Below are 25,931 nucleotides of genomic sequence, written 5' to 3'. Positions count from 1 at the left end.
ATGTCGGGATTTCGAAACATGACCTCAACGCAGGCAACGAGCGCGCAACCGCTTGCGCGATCTCGGCAGCGTGCGGGGCAGGCGCGCGTCGACCCGGCCCGCCCGACCGCCTCGGCGATCGAGCGCAGCAGGAACCCCGGCCCGGAGCCGACGCCGAGCACTCCCGTCTCCGAACTGCAGCAGTGCCGTTCCGGCGTCCTCCCTCTCCCGGGAGGCCACACGACAGGGACGCGCCCGCCCCGGCGCCGTCCGTTGGGCCGCAGGTTCAGCGGCGTCCGGCGCTCCAGGCGTAGGGCAGCTCGGCGCCGTTGAGGACGTGGTCGCCGACCGTCTGCAGCTTGTAGATCAGCGGGTTGTGCACCGAGATGGTGCGCGCGTTGCGCCAGTGACGGTCCAGGCGCAGCGTCTCCGACGTGATCGACGCGCCGCCCACCTCGAACAGCTGCGTCGTCGCGTCGAGGACGGTCGGGATGACGACGGCCTGGGCGCGGGCCACGTCGAACTCGACGCGGTCGAGCAGGTCGGCGTCGGAGCTCTCGGTGGCGAGCAGGTGGTCGAGCTGGTCGGCGATGTCGAGCACGAGCGTGCGCGCCGCGTAGGCGGTGGACGACAGCCGCCCGATGACCTGGTGGACGAGCGGGTCGTGGCGCGGGAGATCCGCGGGGGCGTGGGTGAAGGTGCGGGTGCGCTCGCGCACCCAGCCGGCGACGTCGTCGGTGGCCCGCTGCGCGATGCCCGCCAGCACCGAGAGCTGCACCAGCTGCAGGTACGACGTCCCGTACGTCCGCCCCGGCGTGCCGTAGCCGGGGCCGAGGACCCGGTCGGCGGGCACCGTCACGTCGCTGAACTCGGTGGTCCCGCTGGCGGTGAGACGCTGCCCGAACCCGTCCCAGTCGTCGTGCTGGGTGACGCCGTCGGCGTCGGCGTCCACGAGGACCGCGACCCGCTCGCCGTCCCGGTCGGCGGCGACGACGATGTGGTCGGAGTACAGGCTGCCGGTGCTGTAGTACTTGGTGCCGCTCAGACGCAGGGAGTCGCCGTCCGGCGTCACGGCCGTGCTGTATCGGTCGATCGCGCCGACCCCCGGCTCGGAGATGGCGTTGCCGACGAGCACACCGTCCGCGGCCGCGCGCAGCCAGCGCTCCCGCTCGGGCCCGTCCTCGGCGAGCAGCTGCTCCTCGACGAACCACCAGTGCACGCGCAGCGCCTGCGGCAGGTTCGACTCCGCGGCGGCGAGCAGGACCAGCTGGCGGAACAGCTGGCGCACCGAGGCGCCGTAGCCGCCGAGCTCGACCGGCACGCGCAGCGCCCCGAACCGGACCTCCTTGAGCGCGGCGACCTCGTCGTGGGCCAGCGAGCGGTCCTGCTCGCGCTGTACCGCGCCCGCGGCGATGCGGGCGTAGACGGGCGTGAAGATCTCGTCGAGCTGGTCGTCGGTGAACGTGGCGGACGCGGTCGCGGTCACGGAGATGTCCATTCGCAGGAGGGCACGCCGCGACCGCGTGCGCCGGCCCGGCGAGAGGAGGGGTGCGAGGAAGCAGCTCAGCGACGACAGAGGGCCGACGACACGCGCAGGAGGTCGATGTGACCCCGGGTGGTCAGCAGTGCCCTGACGAGCATGCGCCGACCCTAGCCCGACAGGCCGGGTGAACGCGATCACGACCGTCGCGGCGAGCCCACGGCGCGTCGCGTCGCGCCCGGGGCGGCACGGAGTAGGATGGCGGGAAGTTCGGCGAGGTCATGCACCGCACGCGCGGCGCACTCCGGAACACGCGGTATCGATCTGCGCTGATCCCGTGTTCCACCTCGCAGGGTGGAGGAGCCCTTCTCGGGCCTCCCCTGCGACCCGTCACCGAACGACCGTGCCCGGCAGAGCGTCGGGTGTGCCGGAGGAGGTACATGGCTCGTCGAGGCCAGCCCCAGCCCGGGGGCCGACGTGGCGCCCCGGGGCGCGGTCAGCAGCGTCGCGGCCGCCGCCGCGAGGACGTCATCTCGGTGCTCACCCGCGCCGTCGACGAGATCGGTGCCGCCCTGAAGAAGGGCCGGCCGACGTCCGCGACCCGCACCAAGTTCCAGGCCGTCGCCCTGCTGCTGCGCGACGAACGCGCGCGCGTGCGGGCGAACGAGGATCTCAGCGACGCCCGCCGCGGCGAGCGGCTCAAGAAGCTCGACGAGATCGCGACGTCGCTGGCCAGGACCGCCGTCCGCGACCAGTCGCTGCTGGCGCTGCTCGGCGAGGACGCCGTCGTCTCCGACGAGGCCCGCTCGGTCGAGCGCGACATGATGCGCCGCGCCGGCATCACCCCGCCGCCCGAGGAGGAGCCGCCCGCCGAGGAGGAGGCGCCCCCGGCGCCCGCCAAGCAGGGCGTCGTGCCGCAGTCGGTCGTCTCGCGCCAGATGGCCAACCCGTTCCTCGCCCCCGACTTCTCCGCCGCCCGGCCCGCCGCGCACCGCCCGACGCGCCTGGACGGCTGGGAGCTCCTCGACCCGCTGCTGCGCTCGTTCGAGCGTGCCGGGGACGGCGCGGCCACCATGGCGCTGCCGCCACCGGGATCCCGCAAGCTGGCCGACGGCAGGGAGCTCATGCCGCACCAGGCGGGCGTCGTCGCCGCCGCCGCGGAGGGGCACCGCACCTTCCTGCTCGCCGACGAACCCGGTCTGGGCAAGACCGCGCAGGCGCTGCTCGCGGCCGAGGCGGCGAAGGCCTATCCGCTGCTCGTCGTGGCCCCCAACGTGGTCAAGACGAACTGGGTGCGCGAGGCCGGCCTGTGGTCGACGCGACGCAAGGCCACCGCGATCCAGGGCGACGGCGACACCGTCGACGGCTTCGCCGACATCGTCGTCGTCAACTACGAGGTGCTCGACCGGCACATCGGCTGGCTGCGCGACTTCGGCTTCCGCGGGATGGTCGTCGACGAGGCCCACTTCATCAAGAACAAGACCTCGCAGCGCTCCCAGCACGTGCTGTCGCTCTCCGAGAAGATCCGATCGTTCACCGCGGACCCGCTGCTCATGGCGCTGACGGGTACTCCGTTGATCAACGACATCGAGGACTTCCTGGCCATCTGGGAGTTCCTCGGCTGGATCGACGTGAAGAAGCCGGTCGGCGCCCTCATGGACGCGCTCACCGAGACCGGCCTGACGCCGGCCGACCGCGGCTTCTACCCCGCCGCGCGCCGGTGCGTCGTCGACCGGGGCGTCGTGCGGCGCCGCAAGGTCGACGTGGCCGCCGACATCCCGGCGCGCCGCATCGCCGACCTGCCCGTCGAGCTGGACGGGCCGGCGGGGCGCTCGATCCGCGCGGCCGAGCGGGACCTCGCCCGGCGGATGGTGTCGCGCTACACCGACGCCCTCGCCGCCCGCGACTCCGGGCCCGTCGAGGGCATCGACCACGACCTCGTCGCCCGCGTCGCCACCTGGGAGCAGAAGGACGCGACGAACGCCTCGAGCGGCGACAACGTGTTCAGCATGATGCGCCGCATCGGGCAGGCGAAGGCGACGCTCGCCGCCGACTACGCCGCCCAGCTCGCCCGCAGCGCGGGCAAGGTCGTGTTCTTCGCCAAGCACGTCGACGTCATGGACGCCGCCGAGGAGACGTTCGCCAAGCAGGGCGTCCGGTACTCGTCGATCCGCGGCGACCAGACCCCGACCGTCCGGCAGCGCAACATCGACGCCTTCGTCGAGGACCCGGAGGTCTCCGTGGCGGTCTGCTCGCTGACCGCCGCCGGGGTGGGCATCAACCTCCAGGTCGCGTCGAACATCGTGCTCGCCGAGCTGCCGTGGACCGCCGCGGAGCAGACGCAGGCGATCGACCGCTGCCACCGCATCGGCCAGACCGAGCCCGTCACCGCGTGGCGCATCCTCGCCGCGCAGACGATCGACGCCCGCATCGCCGACCTCCTCGGCGAGAAGGCCAACCTCGCCGCCGTGGCCCTCGACGGGTCCGGCGAGGAGCTCGGGTCGTCGGCCGACGCGCAGCACGCGGCGCTCGTCGCCCTGCTCACGGAGGCCCTGCAGACCGCGGCCTGAGCCTCCGAACGGCCGTTGACGTCCCCGAAGACTGGTTGCGGGGGCGCGGTCCGGGCGGATCGGCCCGCGTCCCCCGTGGAGCGGGCCATGTCCGGGTGGGTGCCCTTCGCCGATCGCGCGCCGCGGCGGCGGCCGTTCCTGCTGGCGGTGTCGGGACGGAGTAGTCAGCCGAAGAAGACCGCGGCCTCGGCGTAGAGCGAGGGGTCGACGAGCTTGAGCTGCTCGGTGGCCTCGCGCAGCGGGACCATGGTGATCTCGGTGCCGCGCAGCGCGGTCATGTGACCCCACTGCCCCGCCGCGACCGCGTCGATGGCGTGCAGCCCGAACCGGGTGGCGAGCCAGCGGTCGCGCGCGCTGGGCGTTCCGCCGCGCTGGACGTGCCCGAGCACCGTCGTGCGGGCCTCCTTGCCCGTGCGGGACTCGATCTCGCGGGCGAGCCAGTCGCCGATACCGCCGAGCCGCACGTGGCCGAACTCGTCGGTGCCGCCGGCGACCAGCACGTTCTCGCCGCCCCGGGGCATCGCGCCCTCGGAGACGACGATGATCGGCGCGTAGTCCAGCCGGAAGCGGCTCACCACCCAGGAGCAGACCTGCTCGATGTCGAACTGGACCTCGGGGATGAGGATGGCGTTCGCGCCGCCGGCCATCCCGGAGTGCAGCGCGATCCACCCTGCGTGGCGGCCCATGACCTCGACGATCAGCGCGCGGTGGTGGGACTCGGCCGTGGTGTGCAGCCGGTCGATCGCCTCGGTCGCGATGCTCACGGCCGTGTCGAAACCGAACGTGTAGTCGGTGCCCGAGAGGTCGTTGTCGATCGTCTTCGGCACCCCGACGACCTTCACGCCCTTCTCGTGGAGCTCGCCGGCGACACCGAGCGTGTCCTCCCCGCCGATCGCCACGAGCGCGTCGACGCCGAGCGCCTGGAGGTTCTTGCGGATGCGCCCGACCCCGTCCTCGATCGCGAACGGGTTGGTCCGCGACGAGCCGAGGATCGTGCCCCCGCGCGGCAGCAGCCCGCGCACCGCGGGGATGTCCAGCGTCCTGGTCTCGGCCTCCAGCGGCCCGCGCCAGCCGTCGCGGAACCCCAGGAACTCGAAGCCGTACTCGGGCACACCGCGCCGGACGATCGCCCGGATGACCGCATTGAGACCGGGGCAGTCGCCGCCACCGGTCAGCACACCCACGCGCATGTCGCCCGCGCTCCCGTCATCGATCCAGATGGTCCGGGTGAATCATGACGCAGGTCACTCGAGCCGGCGCCGGCCGGGCGTCGGGACAGCCTGGCTCCGCAACCAGCAGCCGTTGAACGAGGCGGTGCTGGCCCGGCGAGCGAACGGGGAGTTCGGGTCCTTAGAAGCAGCGAACAGCGCGTTCGCGGCCAACGCCGCCGTGCCACCGACGGGCGATCTCCAGCTCAGGCGGCCACCAGCGGGCGCAGGGAGCTGCGGTGGAACACGAGCGGGCTGTGGCCGTCGTCGACGAGCACCTCGTTCACGCGGCACACGACGATGAGGTGGTCGCCCGCGACGACGTCGTCGACGACGCTGACCGTCAGCGCCAGCGGCGCCTCGGTGACGAACAGCGCGGCGTCGTCGCGCACCTCGGTGGCGACGTCGCGGAAGCGGCGCTCGGCGGGCCCGGCGAGCGCGCGGGCGACGCCCTCGTGGTGCGAGCCGAGCACGCTGATCCCCAGGCGCGGTGCCCGCCGCAGCAGCGGCCAGGTCGTCGACGCGGTCCGCACGCAGATGCTGACCAGCGGCGGGTCGAGCGACACCGGGACGAACGTGCTCACCGCGAGGCCGACCGGCGCGCCGTCCACCTCGGCGCACACCGCCACCACACCGGTCGGGAACCGTCCGTAGACCTGGCGCAGGTCGTCGCTCGCAAGCGGCACGCGCACCTTCTCCGCGGTGGTCACCGCACCGGTGGTCACCGCACCGCTCCGGAGTACTCGACGTGGGCCCGCACCGCCGTGTCCTGCGCCGTCACCCACCCCTTCGTCCTGGCGTAGTCGATCATCTTCGCCCACTTCTCATCCCAGTCCGGGTCCTGTGCACCGGCCCGGGCCCGCTCACGCAAGGTCTCCAGGTCGAGCAGGGCCTCGCCCGCGTCGAGCCGGCCGACGCCGGAGCTCCGGAGCGCGTCCTCGACGGCCCCGGCGGGCAGCGACGTGGCCACGTGCAGGCGGGTGCAGTCGTCGGGCTCGGCCACGGTGGCCGAACCGGCGGACAGCTGGACGATCACGAATCGGCTCCTCGGTGTCAGTTCCGCGCTCGCTGGTCGACGACGCGCCGGGCCTTGAACATGGTCTCGGGCAGGGTCCCGGGTTCGAGCAGCGTCACCGGCACCCTGATGCCGAGGCTGCGACGCAGGGCGTCCTCGACGCGCCGGACGAGCTCCTCGCGAGGGGCCTCACCGGCAGCCCTCGGCGTCAGCTCCGCCTCGACGGTCATCTCGTCGAGCGCACCGACCTTGCTCACCAGGATCCGGAACTCCGGCCCGAGCTCGGGGACGGTGCGCAGGCCGGTCTCCACGGCGCTGGGGAAGACGTTCGCGCCGCGGACGACGAGCATGTCGTCGAGCCGGCCGAGGATGCCTTCCGGCAGCCGCGGGTAGGTGCGCCCGCACGGGCACGGGTCGGTGGCCAGGTACGTCTCGTCCCCGGGCGCGAACCGGATCATCGGCTGGGACTCGCGCCAGAGGTGGGTGTAGACGACCGCGCCGCGCTCGCCGGCGGGGACGGGCGCGTTGAGGTCGTCGGCGGCCGCGACCTCGGTGAACACTTCGTCGGTGATCAGGTGCGTGCCGGTGCCGGCCTCGCAGCCGACGCTGGTCTGGAACGGGTACATCTCCGAGGTGGAGCCGGCGTCGGCGGCGATCGCGCCCCAGCCCTCCTCGATGATCGTGCGCGTGCCCGGCAGGCTGCCGCCGGGCTCTCCGCCCACCAGGATGCGCCGCACGCTGCTCGCGGCCAGGTCGATGCCGAGGCGCTCGGCCACGGAGAGCAGGTGGATGCAGTAGGACGGCGTGGCGCTGAAGACCGTCGAGCCCAGCGAGGTGATCAGCTGGAGGTGCCGCTCGGAGTCGGTGACCCCGAGCGGGAACACGGTGGCCCCGATGCGCTCGGCGCCCTGCACGACGCCCCAGCCGCCGAAGAACAGGCCGAACGGGAACCCGACCTGCACGAGGTCGTCGGGCCGGATCCCCGCGCACCACTGGGCCATCGCGTGCACGTCGGCCGCACGCCGCCAGTCACCGTGGGAGACCGCGTACATCGTCGGCGTCCCCGAGGTCCCCGACGACCCGTGGATACGGGCGATCTGCCCCGGGGCGAACGGAGGCGTGTAGCTGCCGAACGGCGGGTGCTCACGCTGGTCGGCGACCAGCATCTTCTTGGTGATCACGGGGACCTTCGTCGTGAAGTCCTCGATCGACCGCACCTGGTCGGGGTGGAAACCGTGGGCGTCGTAGTGACGTCGGTAGAACGGGAGCTGCTCGTACGCGTAGCGCAGCTGGTGCTGCATGCGCCCGAGGATGATCCGGTCGCGCTCCGCGGGGCTGCACGTCTCCCGCTCCTCGTCCCAGAAGCGCGGGAACCCCCGCGTGCCCGGGGCCGCCACCGCCTGCGGCCGCGCCTCGGTGGTCACTGCCCCGGCCGCGCGACGATGCCCTGGGCCTCGGCGACGTCCCAGTACGAGTGCAGGCCGCGGACGTGCTGGCCGCCGTCGACGGGGATGAAGTGACCGGTGATCCGGCCGGCCGCCGGCGACATGAGGAACAGCGCGACGTCGGCGATGTCCGAGGGCTCCTGGTGACGCGGAGGCCCGACGAGCGTGCGGTCGAGGAACTCCTGGCCGATCTGCCCGACGGTGAACCCGGCGCCGAGCGGGGTGTTGACGGTGCCCGGCCCGATCGCGTTGACGCGGATGCCGTGGCGCCCGAGCTCTCCGGCGCAGACCTTGGTGAAGTTCATGACGCCCGCCTTGGCGGCGCAGTAGTGCCCGAGGCCGTCGGTGGCGGCGATCGCGTTGAGCGACGAGATGTTGACGACCGAGCCGCCCTTCCCGGCGGCCAGCGCCCGGCGGGCGAAGGTGCGGGTGCACAGGAACGTGCCCTTGAGGCAGGTGTCGACGATGAGGTCCCACTCGTCCTCGCTGCAGTCGATCACCAGCGAGAGCGACGCGGTGCCGGCGTTGTTGACGAGGTGGTCGACGGTGCCGAAGCGGCTCTCGGCGAGGTCGAACGCGGCCTCGACGTCCGCGGCGACGGTCACCGAGCCCTCCGACCACGCCAGACGGTCGCCGCCGTCGAGCTCGTCGGTCGCCGTCTTGATGTTGGCCGACTCGATCTCGAGCCCGACCACGTTCGCACCGCCGGCGAGCAGCGCCGCGGCGATGCCCTTGCCGATGCCGCTGCCGGCCCCGGTGACCACGGCGGTCTGTCCGGTGAGGTCCATGGGTCTCCTTCGGGTCTGTGATCGCCGCGAGATGACGCGCGGGACCGACGCCGGGGGGGAGAGGCGCCGGTCCCGCCCGGCGCCGGCTCTGTCAGCCGGCGCCGCCTTCACCGTTCCCGCCGCCCGCGAGCGGGGGGATCCCGGGCGCCATCAGGCGACGCCGAGCGCGACGTTGGCCATCTTCTGGCGGCGCGCCATGCGCTGGTTCGCCTGGAACTGCGGCATGACGTAGCGGGCGAACATCTCCAGGGAACGGTTCCACTTGTCGGTGGTGACCCAGTCCCGGCAGTTGATCAGCAGCGTGCCGAAGCCGCCGGTCTCCTCCTCCAGCTCCTGGATCTGCCGCGTGCACTCCTCGGGGCTACCGACGATCCAGGGGATGTTCTCGACCATCCAGTCGAGCGTGAGGTCGGCGTCGGTCATCCCGTCGCCGATCTTCATGAGGGCGCCGAGACCGAGGCCGAACAGGTAGTCGTAGGACAGCTTGACGCCCTCGCGGATGTCGCGGAGCGCCTGGTCCTTGTTGTCGGTCACGTAGACCTCGCGCACGATGCGCCAGTTCTCGCGGGTCACGGACTCGGCGATCCCGGCGCGGTTGCCCGCCTCGAGCATCGCGGCGCCCATCGCCTTGAGGTCAGGGGCGTCGGTGTACGTGCCGTTGTCGGTCGGCGCGAAGTGCACCGACAGCGGCTTCCAGCCCTTCTCGCCGCACTTCGCATAGTTGTGTGTGCCGGTGAGGCCGGCGATCGCGAACGGCGGGACGTCCTGGTACGGGCCCACCTGGAGCTGGCGGTTCTCGTACTTCCAGTACACGCCCTCGTAGTCGACCGGGTCCTCGGACGTCAGCAGCTGCCAGATGATCTCCAGGGCCTCGTTGGTCCGCGGCGAGGCCTCGGAGGGCTCGAGCCCGAACAGCGCCTTGTCGGTGGGCAGCCCGCCCCCGCCGAAGCCGTACTCGAGCCGGCCGTGGGTGAGGTGGTCGAGGAACGCGAGGCGCTCGGCGACCATGAACGGGTCCTGGTACGGCAGGTTCACGACGCCCGTGCCGAGCCGGATCCGGTGCGTCAGCGCCGACGCCTTGGCGATCATGAACTCCGGGACCGGGACGTTCTCGTACCCCCCGGTGTGATGCTCACCGATCCAGTACTCCGAGAACCCGAGCCGCTCGGCCTCGACGATCGCGGCGAGGTCGCGGTCGTAGGACAGCGTCCAGTTCTCGATCGGCGGGTGCTCGGGCATCGTGAAAAAGCCGAACTTCATCGATCGGTTCCTCCTGCTCGACTCGAGCGCGCACTGCGGGGCGAGGGCTCGGCGTTGGCAAACTTGCGTTTGCCATCGGCACGGGACTCACTGTGGTATGCCTCACCAGTCGTGTCAAGGCTGGTCACGACTACCCAGCCGACCCGAGTCGCCCCGATCCACGCCCCACAGGCGGACGGTTGTTAACCGACCATAGGTTTGCTTACATGGCCGCCATCTGAGACAGAGGAGTGCCCATGTCCTCTCCGACGGGCGTCGATCCGCGCCCGGAGATCCACCGCACGGCCGACGGCGACTGGGTCGTCGTGGGACGACGCTGTCGTACCTGCACCGAGCCGGTGGCCTACGCCTGGCCGCGGTGCCCCGCGTGCGGCGGCGAGGTGGAGGAGGCACGCTTCGGTCCGCGCGGCACCGTCTGGAGCAGCACCGTGGTCCGGATCGCCGTGCCCGGCCACACCACGCCGTACTCGCTGGCATACGTCGACCTGGACGACGGGCCGCGGGTGCTCGCGCACGTCGCGAGCGACGAACCGGCCCCGGTCGGCGGGCCGGCGTGGCTGATCGGCCCCTCGGGCGACGGCGACCTGCAGGTGGAGGTGGCCCGGTGAGCGTCGCGGTGGCCGGCGTCGGCACGTCCCACTTCGGTCGTCAGCCCGACCGCGACCTGGTGGCGCTGGCGTACGACGCGGTGAGCGAGGCGCTCGCCGACGCCGGCGTGGACGGCGTCGGGGACATCGACGCCGTCTGGGTCGGCACCGTGTTCGCACCGGCCGGTGTGGCCCAGCGCGTCCTGCGCGCCATGGGCATCACCGGTGTCCCGATCCTGACCGTCGAGAACGCCTGCGCCAGCGGCACCACGGCGTTCGTCGAGGCGCACGAGGCCGTGCGCACCGGGCGCTACGGGTGCGTGCTGGCACTCGGGCTGGAGCAGATGAGCACCGCGTTCTCCGGCGCCATCACCCCGGAGACCACCGACCCCGAGGGACGCGCCGGGCTCGCCATGCCGGCGATGTACGCCATGAGCGCCGCCCGCTACCTGCACACGGGCGCCGCGACGCGGGAACAGCTCGCGGCGGTGTCGGTGAAGAACCACGCGCACGCCGTCCACAACCCGCGGGCCCAGTACTCCGGGCGCCACACCGTCGACGAGGTGCTGGCCTCGCGCATGATCGCCGACCCGCTGACGCTGCTGCAGTGCTGCCCGACCTCGGACGGAGCGGCGGCGGCGGTTCTGGCCCCGGCGTCCGGCTCCGTGGGTGAGGTCGTCGTCCGCGGGGCGGCGCTGCGCAGCGGCGCGCCCTGGAACCACCGCTCCCCCCACGTGTGGGGCCACGACGTCGTCGCCGACACCACCCGCGACGCCCTGTCCGCCGCCGGCGTCGACGCCACGACCGACGTCGACGTCGTCGAGGTGCACGACGCCTTCACCATCGGTGAGATCGTGACCACCGAGGCCATCGGCCTCGTGCCGCCCGGCGACGGCGGGAAGGCCGCGGCCGGCGGCGTCACCGCCCTCGGCGGCGCGCACCCCGTCAACCCGTCCGGCGGGCTGCTCTCCCGCGGCCACCCGCTGGGCGCCACCGGTCTCGCGCAGCTCGCGGAGATCACCTGGCAGCTGCGCGGGCAGTGCGGGGCGCGGCAGGTCGAGGGCGCGCGCCTCGGGCTGGTCGAGACCATGGGCGGCGGCGTCTCGCTGCTCGACGGCAACGCGTGCGTCGTGACGGTGCTGGAGGCCCGGTGACCCGCGGGGGCGAGCGCAGCGACGGGGGAACGCTCCAGCACATCGACCTCGAGCACGCCGACCTGCTCGGCGCCGAAGCCGTCGCCGACCCGTACCCGCTGCTCGCGGCCCTGCGCGAGCACGACCCCGTGCACTGGAGCACGCGGTACCGCTCGTGGTTCGTCACGCGGTACGACGACGTCCTCGCCGCGCTGCGCGACGAGCGCTTCTCGTCCGACCGGATCACGCCCTACCGCCGCGCGAAGCTCGAAGGCCCGGACGCCGACCCGGGCGTGCGCGCCGCGTTCGAGGTCCTCGAGGGCTGGATGGTGTTCAAGGACCAGCCCGACCACAAGCGCCTGCGCCGCCTGCTCAGCCGCGCGTTCACCCCGCGTGCGGTCACGCGGATGACGGCGTCGGTGGAGGTGATCGCGTCGGAGCTGCTCTCGGGAGTTCTCGAACGGTCGACGGGCTGCGTCGACCTCATCGGCGACTTCGCCTACCCCCTGACCGCCTCGGTGATCGCCGACATGCTCGGCGTGCCCCGCGAGGACCGCGAGCAGTTCAAGGACTGGTCCGACCAGATCACCGGGCTCGTCTTCGGCGGCATGGGCGACGCGTCACGACACACGGTCGGGGCCCGCGGCATGGCCGAGCTGACGTCGTACCTGTCGGATCTCGTCCGCTCCCACGAGCGCGAGCCGGCCGACGACCTGATCTCCGCCATGATCAGTGCCCGCGACGATCGCGATGCCCTGAGCCACGACGAGGTCATCGCCACCGGGATCCTGTTGCTGTTCGCGGGCCACGAGACGACGACGAACCTCATCGGCAGCGGAATCCTGGCGCTGCTGCAGCACCCTGCGCAGCTTCAGCTCCTGCACGACCGTCCCGGGCTCGTCGGCGGCGCCGTCGAGGAGGCGCTGCGGTTCGACGGCCCGGCGAAGACGGTCGCGCGGGTGATGGGTGACGACGTCGAGCTGCGCGGCCGGGTTCTGCGCCGCGGCGAGCGCGTGTTCCTCAGCCCGTCGTCGGGCAACCGCGACCCCGAGGTGTTCGCCGACCCGGACACCTTCGACATCACCCGCGAGAAGTCCGGCCAGCTCGGCTTCGGGATCGGCATGCACTACTGCCTGGGCGCCCCGCTGGCCCGGCTCGAGGCGTCGATCGCGATACCCCGGGCGTTCGCGCGGCTGCCCGGGCTACGGCTCACCGACGAGCCGTTGCGGTGGCATCCCGTGCTGCTCTCGCGCGGCATGCAACGCTTTCCCGCGCAGTTCACGCCCTGATCTCCCGGAGTCCGCCATGCCCCGTCCCAGCCGTTGGCCGGAGATCCTGCAGGCCGCCGGCCAGGAGTTCCGTGAGCACGGGTACGAGAACGCGACCCTCGAGGGCATCGCCACCCGCGTCGGCATCCTCAAGGGCAGTGTCTACAACTACGTCGACAGCAAGGAGGATCTCCTCCTCGCCGTCGTCGAGCAGCCCGCCCGAGCCCTGCTCGACGAGCTGGAGCGCCTCCTCGCCGACACCGACAGTGGCGTCGCGATCCGCCTGCGCGAGCTGGTGCGGATGCAGGTCCGGATCTTCAGCGAGTACTACCCGGCGGCGTTCGTCTACCTCGAACATCTCGGGCGCCTCAAGCAGTCGGCACGGTTCGCGGAGTTCCGGCGGATGGACGCCCGGTACATGGAGGCGGTCGAGGCGCTGGTGGCCGAGGGTGCGGCGTGCGGGGAGTTCTCGCTGACCGCCGAGCCGCGGATCGTGGCGCGCGCGATCGTCGGGATGATCGACTGGATGCAGCACTGGTTCACGCCGCACGGCGAGGAGGCCGACGTCCGGCTCGCGGACCAGCTGTTCGCGCTGGCGCTGGGCGGTCTCGCGGCCGGGGGCAGCATGCGCGCGATGCTCGGCGCGCTACCCGACCCGGTCGTCGTGGAGTCGTCGTGACGTTCCGCCTCGACGGGCGCGCCGCCGTCGTCACCGGGGCGTCGTCGGGGCTCGGCGCACATTTCGCGGTGGTCCTCGCCCGCGCGGGCGCGGACGTCGTGGTGGCCGCGCGGCGGGCCGAGATGCTCTCGACCGTCTCGGCGGCGGTGCAGGCCGAGGGACGGCGGTGCCTCGCCGTGCCCACCGACGTCACCGACGCCGCGGGGTGTTCTTCTCTGGTCGACGCGGCGGCGGCCGAGTTCGGTGCGGTGCACGTGTTGATCAACAACGCGGGCGCCGGGTATGCGCGTCGGAGCGAGCGCGACGATCCCGCGCAGGCGGCTCGGTTGTTCGAGGTCAACCTGCTCGGCGCCTACCAGGTGGCCATCGCCGCGGGACGGGCGATGATCGCTGCTGAAGCCGGCGGCTCCATCGTCAACGTCTCCTCCGCCCTCGCTCTCGCGACCAGCGACATCCCCCAGGCCGCCTACTCGGCGTCCAAGGCCGGCCTGCTGGGCATGACCCGCGACCTGGCGCGGCAGTGGGCGCGTCACGGCATCCGGGTCAACGCGCTCGCGCCGGGGTTCTTCTCCTCCGAGATGACCGACCCCCTGCTCTCGCACGACGCCGGCGCCGAGTCCGTCCGCGCGATCACGCCGCTGGGACGGATCGGTCGCCTCGACGAGCTCGACGGCCCCCTGCTGCTGCTCGCATCCGACGCCGGCTCCTACATCACCGGGACCACGCTGGGCGTGGACGGTGGCATGGCGATGCACTGATCTCAGGGAGGCCTTCGTGCGAACGACGCTGGGCGCCGAGTTCACCGCGGCGTTCGACCGCTGTCGCGACCGAATCGCCGTCGAGTCGGGCGGGCGCAGCTGGACCTTCGCCGACCTCGACCGGTGGTCCGGCGCGGTCGCTCGGCAGCTGCAGGCTCACGGGGTCGAGCCCGGCGACCCGGTCGCGCTCCACGTCGGCAACGGCGTGGAGTTCGTCGTCGCCGACGTGGCCGTGGCGCGGCTGGGCGCGGTGAAGGTGCCGATCAATACGCTGCTGCCGGCGGACACGGTCCGGTACATCGTGTCGGCGACCGCCGCGCGCGTGGCGATCGTCGACCCGGCGCTCGGCGTGGAGGTTCCGGGGCCGGTGATCCTGGTCGACGAGCTCGCCGGGCCCGCTGCCGCGCCCGCACCCACTCCCCCGTCGATCGGCCCCGACGCGCGAGCGGCGATCTACTTCACCGGCGGCACGACCGGTCAGCCCAAGGGCGTCGTGCACACCCAGGCCTCCGTCGTCGCGCTGCACTACGCGCAGCTGCTGGAAGCCGAGATCGTGCAGGACGACCGGCTGCTGCTGACCACGCCGCTGGCCCACGCGGCCGGCCTGTTCGCCCAGTCCGCGCTGCTCCGGGGCGCGACGAGCGTCATCGAGCCCGGCTTCGACGCCGACGCCGTGCTCGCTGCCCTGCGCAGCCGCGGGATCACCTGGACCTTCCTCGTCCCGACGATGCTGTACCGCCTGCTCGACGCCCTCGAGGGCCCGGAGCCGTTCGCGCTGCGGACGGTCGTCTACGGCGCGGCGCCGATCACCCCCGACCGCCTCGCCCGAGCTCTCGAGGTGTTCGGGCCGGTGTTCGTGCAGCTCTACGGCCAGACCGAGTGCCCGAACTGGGGCACCCGGCTGGCGAAGGACGACCACGACCCCGCCCGCCCGGAGCTCCTCGACTCCTGCGGCCGCGCGTCGATCATGGCCGACGTCGCGATCGTCGACGAGGCGTTCGAACCCGTTGCGGCCGGTGCGACCGGCGAGGTCTGCCTGCGCTCCCCCTACGTGCTCGAGAGCTACCTGGACAACCCGTCGGCCACCGAGGAGAAGTTCCTTCCCGGCGGGTGGATACGCACCGGCGACATCGGGTTCCTCGACGCCGAGGGCTACCTGCACCTGCGCGATCGCCAGGCGGACATGGTCATCAGCGGCGGCATGAACGTCTACTGCCGCGAGGTCGAGGACGTGCTCGCGAGCCACCCCGCGATCTCCCAGGTCGCCGTCATCGGCGTCCCGCACGACGACTGGGGCGAAGCGGTGCACGCGGTGATCGTGGGCTCGGTCGAGGTGGACGAGGTCCTCGCGTGGAGCCGGGACCGGCTCGCCGCCTACGCCCGCCCGAAATCGGCAGAACTCGTCGACGACCTCCCCGTCACACCGTTCGGGAAGATCGACAAGAAGGTCCTCCGGGCCCCGTACTGGGCCGGTCGAGCGCGGGCGATCGGGTGATCGGGTGTCGGGTGCGACGGGCGGGGTGGTACTGCGAAGCGCCGCCCGGGACCGGCCGCGGCGGCGGCTCGTCAGCCGGTACGGGCCCTCCGTCCCCCGACTCACGGGCCCGCGGCCCTGCCTGTCGGGGACCGCACCCGTCGACGATCCGGACATGAACCCTGACCCCGGCTCGCACCGGGCCCGCGACCTGATGACCAGTCCTGTGCTCACGGTGCCGCCCGACGCGCCCCGGCCGGCCGTCGCGGCCCTGCTCGTGTCCCACGGCATCGCCTCCGCCCCGGTGGTCGACGCCGAGGGCCGCCTGCTCGGGCTGGTCGACGAGCTCCACCTGGTGGGCGCGGACGACACGGCGCCCGCCGCCGAGCTCATGACCCGCTCGGTCCCGGTGGCCGCTCTCGACACCGTGCTCGCCGACGTCGTCGCCGGCCTGCTCGAGGCGGGGACGCGGGCCCTGCCCGTGCTGGTCGAGGACGTGCCCGTCGGCATCGTCAGCCGACGGGACGTGCTGCGTCGCGTCGCGCGCGGCGAGCCCGTTCCCGCGCCCCGCAGGTCGGCCGGCGAAGACGGCGAGCGGACCGGGCCGATCGTGGTCGGTGTCGACGGATCCGACGGTGCGCTCCAGGCGGTCCGCTGGGCCGCGGCGGCCGCCCGGCGGTCGGGAGCGACGCTGGTCGCCCTCACCGTCGCCGGCACACCCGACCTCTACGGGACCGACGCCGAGCTCGAGGACGACGCCGGCCGGGCGCTGGCCGCGACACTGCGACGGGCGCTGCCTGCCGTCGAGGCGGACGCCGTGACCACGGAGGTGCGCACCGGGCGGGCACTGCCCGTCCTGGTGGAGGCGAGCGATCGCGCGAGCCTGCTCGTGGTGGGCAGCCGGCGTGTCGAGGGCCTCGGCGGCCCGCGCCGCGGCTCGCTCACCGCCCGCCTGGTCGGCCACGCCCGGTGCCCCGTCGTGGCCGTCCCCGAGCACGTCGGAGTCCCGGCCGCGCCGACCGATGCACGGGTCGCGCCCTCCGTCCCGTGAACTCTCGCGTCGCCGTCCCCTCTGCGCCCGGTGGAGACGAACCGGGCGAGTCCACCCGCGCGACGTGGCGGGACCGGAGGTCCCGGAGCACGGTGGGCCGACGACCCTGACGGCGCCGTCCCGTGGGAGCTGCGATGGACACATGAGCGTCCTCGACCACGTCCCGGCGGCCAGCGGCACGCGCGTCCTGCTCGCCGACGGCAGCTCCGTCGACATCCGGCCCCTCGATGCCGGCGACGCCGCGGCGCTCGTGCGCCTGCATCGCCGGCTGCCCCTGCACGACCGCTGGCTGCGTTTCGCGAGCGCCTCGACGCACGGGATCGACGAGTACGCCGCGGGCGCCGCGGCGGCCGGGCAGGTCTGGGGCGCCTTCCTGGGGGCCGAGCTGGTCGGAGCGGTGCACCTCGCTCCCGAGGCCGACACCCCCGACCGGGCCGAGGTGGCCGTGACGGTCGGCCACCAGGTCCAGGCCCACGGGGTCGGCACGGCCCTGCTCGAGCGGGCCGTGCGGGAGTCCGCCCGTCGGGGTATCCGCCGCTGGACCGCCGAGGTCCTCGCCGAGAACACCGCCATGCGACGCGTGTTCGCCGACCTCGGGCTGCCCGTGACGACCGTCCCGGACGGGCCGCAGCTGCACGTCACGATCACCCTGCCCGATCCGGACGACCCCGCCGCGGGCACTGCGTTCGCCGCCGCGGCACTCGCCCGCTCCGCCCACGCCGCACGAGCGGGCCTCGGGCCGGTGCTGCGGCCGCGCTCGGTCGCGGTCGTCGGCGCCGGCCGCCGTTCCGGGTCGGTCGGACGAGCCGTCCTCGACGCGCTGCTCGCCGGGGGCTACACGGGCCGGCTGGACGTCGTGCACCCGCACGCCGCCGAGATCGCGGGCGTCCCCGCCACCGCGTCGGTCGACCTCCTGCCCGAGGCACCGGACCTGGTCGTTCTCGCGACACCGCCGGCCGGCCTCCCGGAGCTCGCCGAGGCCTGCGGACGGCGCGGGGTGCGGGCGCTGCTCGTGATCACCTCGGGGCTGGCCGCCGCCGGGGTGGACCGGGAGGTCCTCGCCACGGTCCACCGTCACGGGATGCGGATGGTGGGACCGAACTGCCTCGGTCTCGTCGACACCGCCCCCGACGTCCGGCTCGACGCCACCTTCGCTCCCGGTCCCGCCCCGTCCGGCGCCGTGGGTGTGGTGGCCCAGTCCGGCGGGGTCGCGATCGCGGTGCTCGAGGCGCTGCGCGGTCTCGGCCTGGGCGTCTCCACCCTCGCCTCGGTCGGCGACCGCTACGACGTCAGCAGCAACGACCTGCTCGCCTGGTGGTGCGAGGACGCGGCTACCCGCGTCGCGGTGCTCCATGTGGAGTCGTTCGGCAACCCCCGCGCGTTCTCCCGCCTGGCTCGGCGGCTCTCCGGACGCGTGCCGGTGCTCGCGGTCCGGACGGCGAGCAGTGACGTCGGCGCGCGGGCGGCGGCCTCTCACACCGCGGCCTCGGCCACACCGGCGGTGCGCCGGGACGCGCTCTACCGCCAGGCGCGCGTCCAGCCGGTGGACGACCTGGGCGAGCTGGAGGGAGCCCTCGCGGCGCTGAGCTGGAGCCCGCCGGCGCCGGGAGACCGGGTCGCCGTGCTCGGCAACGCCGGAGGCACGAACGTGCTGGCCGCCGACGCCTGCGTCGCCGCCGGCCTGCAGGTCCCGTCCCTGACCGCGGCGACCCGGGAGCGTCTCGAGGCCCTGCTCCCGTCGACGGCCGCCGTCGGCGGTCCCGTGGACACGACGGCCACCGTCGACGCCGAGACGTTCGCGGCCTGTCTCGACGTGCTCCGGGAGACCGAGGAGGTCGACGCCGTGATCACCGTGGTGTGCCCGACCGCACTGGGCGATCCGGGAACGGCGCTGGGGGCCGCCCTCGCACGCCCGGCACCTCGCGCCGTCCCCGTCGTCGCGGTCGTCCTCGACCAGCGCTCACGGGTCGCCCCGCTGACCGATCCCGGGGGCACGCCCCGGGCCGCGAGGTTCGCCGACCCCGCGGATGCGGCCCGGGCCGTCGCCCATCTCGCGCGCCGCGGCTCCGACATCGCCCGTGACCCGGGTCGCCCGCTCCCGGCCGACGAGCATCCGGTGGACACGGCGACCGCGCGGGCCGTCGTGAACGCGGGGCTGGACCGTCGGCCCGAGGGTTCGTGGCTGGAGCCCGAGGAGTGCGCCGCGCTGCTGGAGGCCGCCGGGCTCGGGGTGCTCCCCACCCGCACCGCCCACACCGTGGACGAGGCGGTGGCCGTGGCCCGTGACCTCGGCGGTCCCGTCGCGCTCAAGGTCCTGGCCGACGGGGTGCTGCACAAGTCCGAGCAGGGCGGGGTCGCGCTGTCGGTCGAGGGCGACGCCGCCGTGCGGGCCGCGGTCGAGGGGTTCGCCGCGCGCTTCGGGTCGGCCTGGCGCGGCGCGGTGGTCCAGCCGATGGCCCCGGCCGGTGCGGAGATGCTCGTCGGCGTGGCCGGCGACCCGGACTTCGGCGCCCTGGTGACCGTCGGCGTCGGTGGCACCGGCACCGACGTCGCCGACCGACGCTGGCACCGCCTCGTGCCCCTGACCACGACCGACCTCGAGGACCTGCTCGACGAGCTCCCCCTGCAGCGCGGGATCGCGGCCCGGCTCGTGGACCGCCACCTGCTCGCGACCGTGATCGCCCGAGTCGCCCGCCTCGCCGAGCTCCTCCCCCAGATCGCGGAGATGGACCTCAACCCGGTCGTGTGCACCCCGGACGCCTGTCGGCTCGTGGACGCGCGCGTCCGCGTCGCGCCGGTCACCTCGCCGCCCGGTGACTGACACGATCCACGCCGCGGCGCCGGCGTTCCGTGCTCAGCGTCGGCTCTCCTGGTCGGGACCGGTGAACCGGCGCCACGCCCTCTCCCACTGGCGCAGGCGCCGTCGGTCGAGGAACCAGCGCAGGCCCGACAGCAGGAGCAGCGACAGGACGAGGTCCGCGGTGATGACGAACAGGATCGTCAGGACGCCCTGCGCCTGCGGGGAGCCGGGCGTCATCGGCGGGGCCACGGGCCGGTCGGTCCGATCCACCCACAGGTCGCGCGGATCGCCCGCCCGCGTGCCGGGCGGCACCCGCACCATCGCCTCCCGTGGCGTCCCGTCTGCAGCGACCCACCGCACGGGAGCCCGCCAACCACCGGACCCGCCGTCCGGCCGCGCCTCGCTCGCGCTCCGGGGATCGGCGAGCACCATCGCGACGACCTGGTGACGCTCGGCCTGCTGGATGGCGACCTGCGGAGCGAGCCGCGCCGTGACCTCGCTCCCGGCGGTCAGGGCCACCGGCACGAGCAGCAGGCCCAGGAGGAGCAGCACCCACCGTGCCGCCACCTCGACCCGGTCGCTGCCCCGCCGCAGCTCCGACCTCTTCGGTACGAAGGCACCGATGACCTTCTGCATCGCCGCGGTCGCATCACCCATGGCGAGCCGCCTCCCTCACCGCCTCGTCGTCGCCGACGAGCGTCCGGACCGGGCCGGGGTCCGTCCGGGCGCCCGGCAGGGTCGTTGGTCCCCGGAGAGGCTCACGGCCCTCCCGGGTCACCGGAGGTCGCCGAGCAGGAACCCGACCACGTCGCGCATCGACACGATGCCGGTCACGGGCCCGCCCTCGGGGTCGTCGTCCGGCTCCCGCACCAGGACGTGCCGGACGCGCGCGTCGACCATCAGGCGCGCGACGTCGACGACGGTCGTGTCCTCGGCGGCGCTCACCAGGTCCATGGTCATGAGGTCGGCCGCCTGCGCGTCGAGATCGCCACGAGAGGCGATCACGGCGACGAGGTCCCGCTCGGAGATGACCCCGATCGGCTCGTGGCCGTGCTGGACCACGACGAGGCCGATCTCGTCGACCGCGAGCTCCTCGGCCACCTCCGGCACGGTCGCGTCGGGTTCGACGGTCGCGAGGTTCCGGTTCGCCAGGTGCCGGACGGGAGTCGTCGCGTCGGCGGGCTCCGCACTGGTCGGGCTCGGTGCGCGGCAGGGACGACGGCCCGTGCCCGCCGGTCCGCCCGCGCTCACGTCGCCCGCTCCGCGGCCGGCTCGGGGACGACCGTGACCGGACAGGTCGCGTGCAGCACGCAGCTCAGCCCCACGGAGCCGAGCAGCAGACTGCCGATCGCCCCCCGCCCGCGGTGCCCGACGACGAGCTCGTCGGCGCTGCGCGCAACGTCCACCAGCTCCTCGGCCGCTCGGCCGGGCCGCGCCTCGACGACGATCTCGGGCAGCGTGAGCTCGGCGGCCATCGCCTCGCTCACCTCGTCGACCTGGCCCTGGGCGAGCTTGAGTCCCTCCCGGTGCAGGGTCGTGCCGTCCGGGATCGGCAGGTCGCCCACGGCGCCCCAGCTCAGAGCCGCCCACATCTCCGGCGGTTCGTACACGGCCACGGCCTGCACCCGGGCGCCGCGGCGGGCCGCCGAACGGATCGCCTCCTGCAGGGCGGACCGCGACCCCGACGAACCATCGATGCCACAGACGACCACACCCCGTGCCGCGTCCCCGGTCATGTCCGCTCCCTCCTCGCGTGGCGTCCGTGGTGGCGGCCGTCGCCATGCCGTCCGCACCGTCACGCACCGTCACGCACCGTGCCCCGCGGTGGCAGGGCCGGACGGTCCGCGGGAGGTCCCCCGCACACGGACCGAAGGTCCCGAGCCGGGACACGTCCCGACGGTCCCGAGCGATCACGGTCGATCGGCCCTGGCTACGCGCCGGACCGACGGGTGCACTGCAGACATCCACGGAACGGAGTCCCTCGCGTGCGCTCGCTCCTGCTGTCCGTCGTCGGTCCCGCCGTCCGGGCCCCGGTCCGGGTGCTGGCCACGGCCGAGGCCTTGACCGCGCCGCTGGTGGACACGACCACCCAGCTGGCCCGTGCCGCCGAGGCGCTCGTCGCTCCCGTCCTCGACACGATCGGGATCACCGTGCCGACCGTGCCGACCGTGCCGACCGTGCGACCCACCGCCCGGCGCGCCGCGGGCCCGGTGTGGACGGGCTCCGGTCGCCTCCATCTCCCCGTCCACGGCGTGCCGGCCGAGCGCCTCGACGCCTTCGCCGCCGACCTCGCCACGGCGGTGGGTTCGCTGGACGGGATCGCCTGGGCCGCCCTGGACCGCGGGTGCGGACGCCTGGTCGTCACCGCCGGCGAGGACACCGAGCCCGGCCCCGAGCTGGTCGACGCGGTGGTCGACGCGGTGGTCGAGGCCGTCACGGCGGTGGAGCGCGAGGCCGGGGCGTCCGGGCCGTTCCCGTCCGTGGTGGCGGAGCACCCCGCCGACCGCACGACCATCACCCGGCACCTCGCCGAGGCGGCCACCGACGTGGTGGGCGGGATGACCGCCGGCGTCGGCGCGGTGCTACGGCTGCCCCGCGTGCCGCTCGACCCGGCCCCGCTCGTGGCGTTCCTGCGCCACGAGGAGCGGCTGCGCGGGCCGTTGGAGCGCCGCCTGGGCGTCGCGCGCACCGAGGTGGTGCTGGCCGGAGCAGCCGCGGCGGCGCACGGCCTCGAGCAGCACCTGCTCGCGCCGATGGTCGACCTCGTGCACCACCTGCTGTTGGCGGGCCAGGACGTGTCCCGGTCCCGCACCTTCACGCGCCTCGAACCGCGCCTCTACCCCGTCCCGCCCGCTCTCCCGGCGCCGGTCGGAGCGCGCCGCCGGCCGGTCCCCGTGCCGCCCGGCCCCGTGGAACGCTACGTCGACGGGGATCTCGTCGCCTCGTGCGTGGCCGCTCTCGCCGCACTGCCGCTCTCGCCCCGCGCCCTCGACGCCACCCGGGTGCTCGCCGCCGGGGTGCCGAAGGCCGCCCATCTGGGTCGCGAGGCGTTCGCGGTCGGCGTGGCGGAGTTCCTCGGCTCGCGCGACATGCTCGTGGTGGCGCCCGACCGGCTCCGGCTGCTCGACCGGATCGATCGCCTGGTCCTGGAACCCGCGGTCCTCGGCGGACCCGGCCCCGAGCGCGCCGACCTGGAGCGCCAGGTCGTCGGCGCCGCCGACGCGGCCGGCGTCGACATCCTGCTCCTGGCGCCCGGTCAGGATCCCGAGACGGTGGTGACCGGCTTGCAGGAGGGCGGGCACGTCATCGCCCTGGTCACCGGGCCCGAGGCTCCCGCCCTGGGCGCCGCCGATCTCGGCCTCGCCGTCGTACCCGAGCCCGTCGCGGCGGTGCCCTGGCACGCGGACGTCGTCGGGACCGACGCGGCCGCCGGAGTGCTCGCCCTGCTCGCCGCGATCCCCGCGGCGCGGGATCTGAGCCGCCACGCCGTGGCCCTGGCCGCCTCCGGGTCCGCGGCCTCCGCCCTGACCCTGCTCGGCAGGCCCGCCCTCCCGTTCCCCCGGGGCCGCCTCGGTGTCCCACCGTCGGCCGGGGTCGACGTCGCCGCCCTCGTGGCTCTGTTCCACGGTCGTCTCCGCGGTCGCGGGCTGCGGCCGGTCCAGGTCGCGCGCCCGCAGCCCGCGTGGCACCGCCTGGTGGGTCGCGAGGTCCTCGAGCGGCTCGGCAGCACCGCCGACCACGGTCTCGGCGAGGAGGAGGCCGCCCGGCGGCGTCCCGCGCTCGAGGCCCCGCCGAGTGCCCCGGTCCGGCTCGCCGAGCTGGTCGCCGACGAGATGCGCAACCCGCTGACCCCGGTGCTCGCCGCCGGGGCGGCGCTGTCTCTGGCCGTGGGCTCGGTGCTGGACGCGGCGATGGTCGCGGCGGTCGTGCTCGGCGACGCCGCGCTCGGCGCGATCCAGCAGGACCGGGCCGGGCGGGCCATCGCGGCCCTCGACCAGGCCGCCGCGCAGGAGGTCCGGGTGCGCCGCGGCGAGCACGAGATCGTGACGGCGACCGCCGACCTGGTCCCCGGCGACGTGCTGCTCCTCGCGGCCGGCGAGAGCGTCCCCGCGGACTGCCGCGTGCTCGACGCGGTCCGGTTGGAGACCGACGAGTCGGCGCTCACCGGGGAGTCGCTGCCCGTGACGAAGTCCACCACTCCCACCGATGCCGAAGCCCCGGGTGACCAGGAGTGCATGCTCTTCGCCGGGACGGCGGTGGTCGCGGGAACGGCGCGGGCGGCGGTCGTGGCCACCGGCGAGGACACCCTGGCGGGTCGCGCCGCAGCCCGCGGCGGGGCCGTGCGCAGCGGGGTGGAGAAGCGGCTCGAGGCGCTCGCCTCCCGCGTGACCCCGGTGGCCGTCGGGGCGGGCGCCGTCGTCGTCACCGCCGACCTCCTCCGCGGGCGGCCGCTGACCGACACGTTGGCCACGGGGGTGAGCCTCGCCGTGGCCGCCGTCCCCGAGGGGCTGCCGATCCTCGCCACGGCCGCCCAGCTCGCCGCCGGCCGCCGGCTGAGCCGCCGGGGCGTGCTGGTGCGCAACATGCGCGCCATCGAGGCCCTCGGTCGGGTCGACGTGCTCGGGGTGGACAAGACCGGGACCCTGACCGAGGGCCGGCTGGACGTCGTGGCCGTGCACGCCGGGGCGACGACGCTCGAGGTCGCCGACACCGAGGCGCTCACCGCGGCGCACCGGGACGTCCTCACCACGGCCCTGGGCGTGGCCGCGGCCACCCCGCCGGCGCGGCGCCGTCCGGGCAGCACCGACGACGCGATCACCCGGGCCGCGACGGGGTTGCCCACCCCGCCGCGACCGCTGGCGGAGCTCGCCTACGAGTCCGGGCGCGGGCACCACGCGGTCGTCATCCCCGCTGCGTCGGGTGGCGACCACCCCGTCCTGGCCGCGGTCGGCGCCCCGGAGGTGTTGCTCGACAGGTGCGGCCCCCACCGCCGGACCCGGATCGGAGGGAGACGCCGCCGCGAGCTCGACGCGACGGTGGAGCAGCTGGCGAGCGCCGGCGGGCGGGTGCTCGCGGTCGCCGCACGGCCGCACCCCGAGCCCGTCTCCACGCTGACCGACGACGCGGTGAGCGGGCTGGACCTCGTGGGCTTCCTGGTGCTGGCCGACCCGCCCCGCGCCGACGCCCGCGACGCCCTCGAGCGCATCCGGCGCGCCGGGGTCCGCCCGGTCCTCATCACCGGCGACCACCCCACCACGGGACGCTGGCTCGCCGCCGAGCTCGGGATCGCCGAGCACGGCGCGCCCGTGCTCACCGGTGCCGAGCTGGACCGCCTCGACGACCAGGCTCTCGACGCGGCGCTGCCCGGCGTGACCGTGTACGCCCGCGTGACACCCGCGCACAAGGCGCGGCTGGTCCTCGCCCTGCGCCGCGCCGGCCACACCGTGGCGATGACCGGCGACGGGGTGAACGACGCGGCGGCGATCCGGGTCGCCGACGTGGGAATCGCGCTGGGCGGCGCGGACACCGGCGCCGCCCGCCGCGCCGCCGACGTGGTCCTGGTCGGCGACCACGTCACCCGCATCGTCGACTCCCTCCTCGAGGGCCGTGCGCTGTGGGTGGCGGTGCGCGACGCGGTGGCCAACCTCGTAGGACACAACTACGGCGAGATCGCGGTCATCGCCGGGGCGAGCCTCCTCACGGGTTCCTCCCCGCTGACCGCACGGCAGCTGCTGCTCGTCAACCTCTTCACCGACACCGTGCCGGCCCTCTCGATCGCCATGCGGCCCCCTCCCGATCTGGACCCCGCGGCACTGCTCGCCGAGGGACCGGACCGCTCGTTCGGTCCCGAACTCACCGAGGCGATCGTGGTGCGAGGTGCGGCGACAGGGGCGGCCGGCACCGCCGGCTACGTCGCGGGTCGGCTGACCGGCACCCTGGCCCGGGCGCGGACGATCACGTTGCTGTCCATCGTCGGGGCCCAGCTCGGGCAGACCGCGACGGCCCGGCCGAAGGACCCGGTGGTGGTCGGCACCGCCGCCGCGGCGGCGCTGCTGCTGGTGGCGATCGTCGAGACACCGGGGGTGAGCGGGCTGTTCGGCTGCCGCCCGCTCGGGCCGGTCGGGCTCGGGATCGCCGGGACCGCCGCGACGGGGGGCACGGTGGCGACGGCTCTGTTGCCGTCCGCGGTGCGCCGGGCCCGATCCTGGTGGGGCGCGCCCCCCACCGGTGGGGGATCGCCCGTCGACCACCCGCCCGCTCCGGTCCCGCCACCCCTCGTCCTGCGGGAGGAGCGGGCCGCCACCCCGTCGGCCGCCCACGTCGCGGTGACCTCGAGCGACGAGCCGCGACGGACGCTGTCGGCGTGGAACGGGACGTCCGGGAGGCGGCGTCCCTCCGGATCAGCACCTCCCGAGCGCCGGTGAGGGGCGAGGCA

General features: G+C 74.4%; 21 protein-coding genes. 10 read left to right on the top strand and 11 right to left on the bottom strand.

The features are described 5' to 3' along the window. Nucleotides 1-265: 265 nt before the first annotated feature. Together AC2A1K_RS27305 and AC2A1K_RS27300 are read right to left on the bottom strand one after the other, a co-directional pair. Complete coding sequence (locus AC2A1K_RS27305; RefSeq protein ID WP_483899492.1) at nt 266-1,477, bottom strand: acyl-CoA dehydrogenase family protein; 1,212 nt, start codon at nt 1,475-1,477, stop codon at nt 266-268. A 65-nt stretch (nt 1,478-1,542) separates the two neighbouring features. Beyond that, nucleotides 1,543-1,620 (bottom strand): putative leader peptide, encoded by a 78-nt coding sequence (locus tag AC2A1K_RS27300; protein ID WP_483899520.1) that lies wholly within the window; start codon nt 1,618-1,620, stop codon nt 1,543-1,545. A 279-nt stretch (nt 1,621-1,899) separates the two neighbouring features. On the opposite strand from AC2A1K_RS27300, the gene AC2A1K_RS27295 reads away from it, so the two are divergent. Then, on the top strand, nt 1,900-4,029 hold the full coding sequence (locus AC2A1K_RS27295; RefSeq protein ID WP_483899491.1) for a DEAD/DEAH box helicase: 2,130 nt from the start codon (nt 1,900-1,902) through the stop codon (nt 4,027-4,029). Between the two features lie 164 nt (nt 4,030-4,193). Here AC2A1K_RS27295 and AC2A1K_RS27290 read toward each other — a convergent pair whose 3' ends face one another. The 6 genes from AC2A1K_RS27290 to AC2A1K_RS27265 all read right to left on the bottom strand — a co-directional run bounded on the left by AC2A1K_RS27290 (nt 4,194) and on the right by AC2A1K_RS27265 (nt 9,745). After that, nucleotides 4,194-5,219, bottom strand: coding sequence for a 6-phosphofructokinase (locus AC2A1K_RS27290; protein WP_483899490.1), 1,026 nt, complete (start codon nt 5,217-5,219; stop codon nt 4,194-4,196). Nucleotides 5,220-5,443: 224 nt separating this feature from the next. Continuing rightward, complete coding sequence (locus AC2A1K_RS27285) at nt 5,444-5,962, bottom strand: flavin reductase family protein (RefSeq protein ID WP_483899489.1); 519 nt, start codon at nt 5,960-5,962, stop codon at nt 5,444-5,446. Then, nucleotides 5,959-6,273 carry a hypothetical protein gene (locus AC2A1K_RS27280; protein WP_483899488.1) on the bottom strand — a complete coding sequence of 105 codons (315 nt, stop codon included), beginning with the start codon at nt 6,271-6,273 and terminating at the stop codon, nt 5,959-5,961. The genes AC2A1K_RS27285 and AC2A1K_RS27280 overlap by 4 nt, the downstream gene beginning before the upstream one ends. Before the next feature lie 17 nt (nt 6,274-6,290). Then, entirely contained in the window at nt 6,291-7,676 is a 1,386-nt protein-coding gene (locus AC2A1K_RS27275; protein WP_483899487.1) for a phenylacetate--CoA ligase family protein, read from the bottom strand. Continuing rightward, nucleotides 7,673-8,485 carry an SDR family NAD(P)-dependent oxidoreductase gene (locus tag AC2A1K_RS27270; protein ID WP_483899486.1) on the bottom strand — a complete coding sequence of 271 codons (813 nt, stop codon included), beginning with the start codon at nt 8,483-8,485 and terminating at the stop codon, nt 7,673-7,675. Before AC2A1K_RS27270 ends, AC2A1K_RS27275 begins: the two co-directional genes overlap by 4 nt. A 150-nt stretch (nt 8,486-8,635) precedes the next feature. Beyond that, complete coding sequence (locus tag AC2A1K_RS27265; protein ID WP_483899485.1) at nt 8,636-9,745, bottom strand: LLM class flavin-dependent oxidoreductase; 1,110 nt, start codon at nt 9,743-9,745, stop codon at nt 8,636-8,638. Between the two features lie 236 nt (nt 9,746-9,981). Here AC2A1K_RS27265 and AC2A1K_RS27260 point away from each other — a divergent pair, with 236 nt between their 5' ends. The 8 genes from AC2A1K_RS27260 (at nt 9,982) to AC2A1K_RS27225 (ending at nt 19,516) form a co-directional block, all read left to right on the top strand. Then, complete coding sequence (locus tag AC2A1K_RS27260) at nt 9,982-10,353, top strand: Zn-ribbon domain-containing OB-fold protein (RefSeq protein WP_483899484.1); 372 nt, start codon at nt 9,982-9,984, stop codon at nt 10,351-10,353. Continuing rightward, a complete protein-coding gene (locus AC2A1K_RS27255) occupies nt 10,350-11,486 on the top strand; it encodes a thiolase family protein (RefSeq protein WP_483899483.1) in 1,137 nt (378 codons plus the stop codon). The genes AC2A1K_RS27260 and AC2A1K_RS27255 overlap by 4 nt, the downstream gene beginning before the upstream one ends. After that, a complete protein-coding gene (locus tag AC2A1K_RS27250) occupies nt 11,483-12,754 on the top strand; it encodes a cytochrome P450 (RefSeq protein WP_483899482.1) in 1,272 nt (423 codons plus the stop codon). The genes AC2A1K_RS27255 and AC2A1K_RS27250 overlap by 4 nt, the downstream gene beginning before the upstream one ends. Nucleotides 12,755-12,770: 16 nt before the next feature. Further along, nucleotides 12,771-13,412, top strand: a complete 642-nt coding sequence (locus tag AC2A1K_RS27245; RefSeq protein WP_483899481.1) for a TetR/AcrR family transcriptional regulator — start codon at nt 12,771-12,773, stop codon at nt 13,410-13,412. Continuing rightward, on the top strand, nt 13,409-14,170 hold the full coding sequence (locus AC2A1K_RS27240; RefSeq protein WP_483899480.1) for an SDR family NAD(P)-dependent oxidoreductase: 762 nt from the start codon (nt 13,409-13,411) through the stop codon (nt 14,168-14,170). Before AC2A1K_RS27245 ends, AC2A1K_RS27240 begins: the two co-directional genes overlap by 4 nt. Nucleotides 14,171-14,186: 16 nt before the next feature. Then, complete coding sequence (locus AC2A1K_RS27235) at nt 14,187-15,665, top strand: class I adenylate-forming enzyme family protein (RefSeq protein ID WP_483899479.1); 1,479 nt, start codon at nt 14,187-14,189, stop codon at nt 15,663-15,665. A 154-nt stretch (nt 15,666-15,819) separates the two neighbouring features. After that, nucleotides 15,820-16,695 carry a universal stress protein gene (locus tag AC2A1K_RS27230; RefSeq protein ID WP_483899478.1) on the top strand — a complete coding sequence of 292 codons (876 nt, stop codon included), beginning with the start codon at nt 15,820-15,822 and terminating at the stop codon, nt 16,693-16,695. A 142-nt stretch (nt 16,696-16,837) separates the two neighbouring features. Continuing rightward, nucleotides 16,838-19,516 carry a bifunctional acetate--CoA ligase family protein/GNAT family N-acetyltransferase gene (locus AC2A1K_RS27225; protein ID WP_483899477.1) on the top strand — a complete coding sequence of 893 codons (2,679 nt, stop codon included), beginning with the start codon at nt 16,838-16,840 and terminating at the stop codon, nt 19,514-19,516. Between the two features lie 33 nt (nt 19,517-19,549). Here the strand turns inward: AC2A1K_RS27225 and AC2A1K_RS27220 are convergent, their stop codons facing one another. The 3 genes from AC2A1K_RS27220 to AC2A1K_RS27210 all read right to left on the bottom strand — a co-directional run bounded on the left by AC2A1K_RS27220 (nt 19,550) and on the right by AC2A1K_RS27210 (nt 21,231). Then, nucleotides 19,550-20,152, bottom strand: coding sequence for an Rv1733c family protein (locus AC2A1K_RS27220; RefSeq protein ID WP_483899476.1), 603 nt, complete (start codon nt 20,150-20,152; stop codon nt 19,550-19,552). A 117-nt stretch (nt 20,153-20,269) separates the two neighbouring features. Continuing rightward, nucleotides 20,270-20,746, bottom strand: a complete 477-nt coding sequence (locus tag AC2A1K_RS27215; protein ID WP_483899475.1) for a CBS domain-containing protein — start codon at nt 20,744-20,746, stop codon at nt 20,270-20,272. After that, the gene (locus tag AC2A1K_RS27210) at nt 20,743-21,231 is read right to left on the bottom strand and encodes a universal stress protein (protein ID WP_483899474.1); all 489 of its coding nucleotides are present in this window, start codon (nt 21,229-21,231) and stop codon (nt 20,743-20,745) included. Before AC2A1K_RS27210 ends, AC2A1K_RS27215 begins: the two co-directional genes overlap by 4 nt. A gap of 249 nt (nt 21,232-21,480) precedes the next feature. Between AC2A1K_RS27210 and AC2A1K_RS27205 the strand changes: the two genes are divergently transcribed. Further along, a complete protein-coding gene (locus tag AC2A1K_RS27205; RefSeq protein WP_483899473.1) occupies nt 21,481-25,920 on the top strand; it encodes a cation-translocating P-type ATPase in 4,440 nt (1,479 codons plus the stop codon). Nucleotides 25,921-25,931 lie beyond the last annotated feature (11 nt).

It is taken from the genome of Actinomycetospora sp. 2LY8.5, from assembly GCF_057180585.1.
The sequence above is the reverse complement of the archived record's forward strand: the minus strand, read 5'-3'. Positions and strand labels throughout refer to the sequence as shown.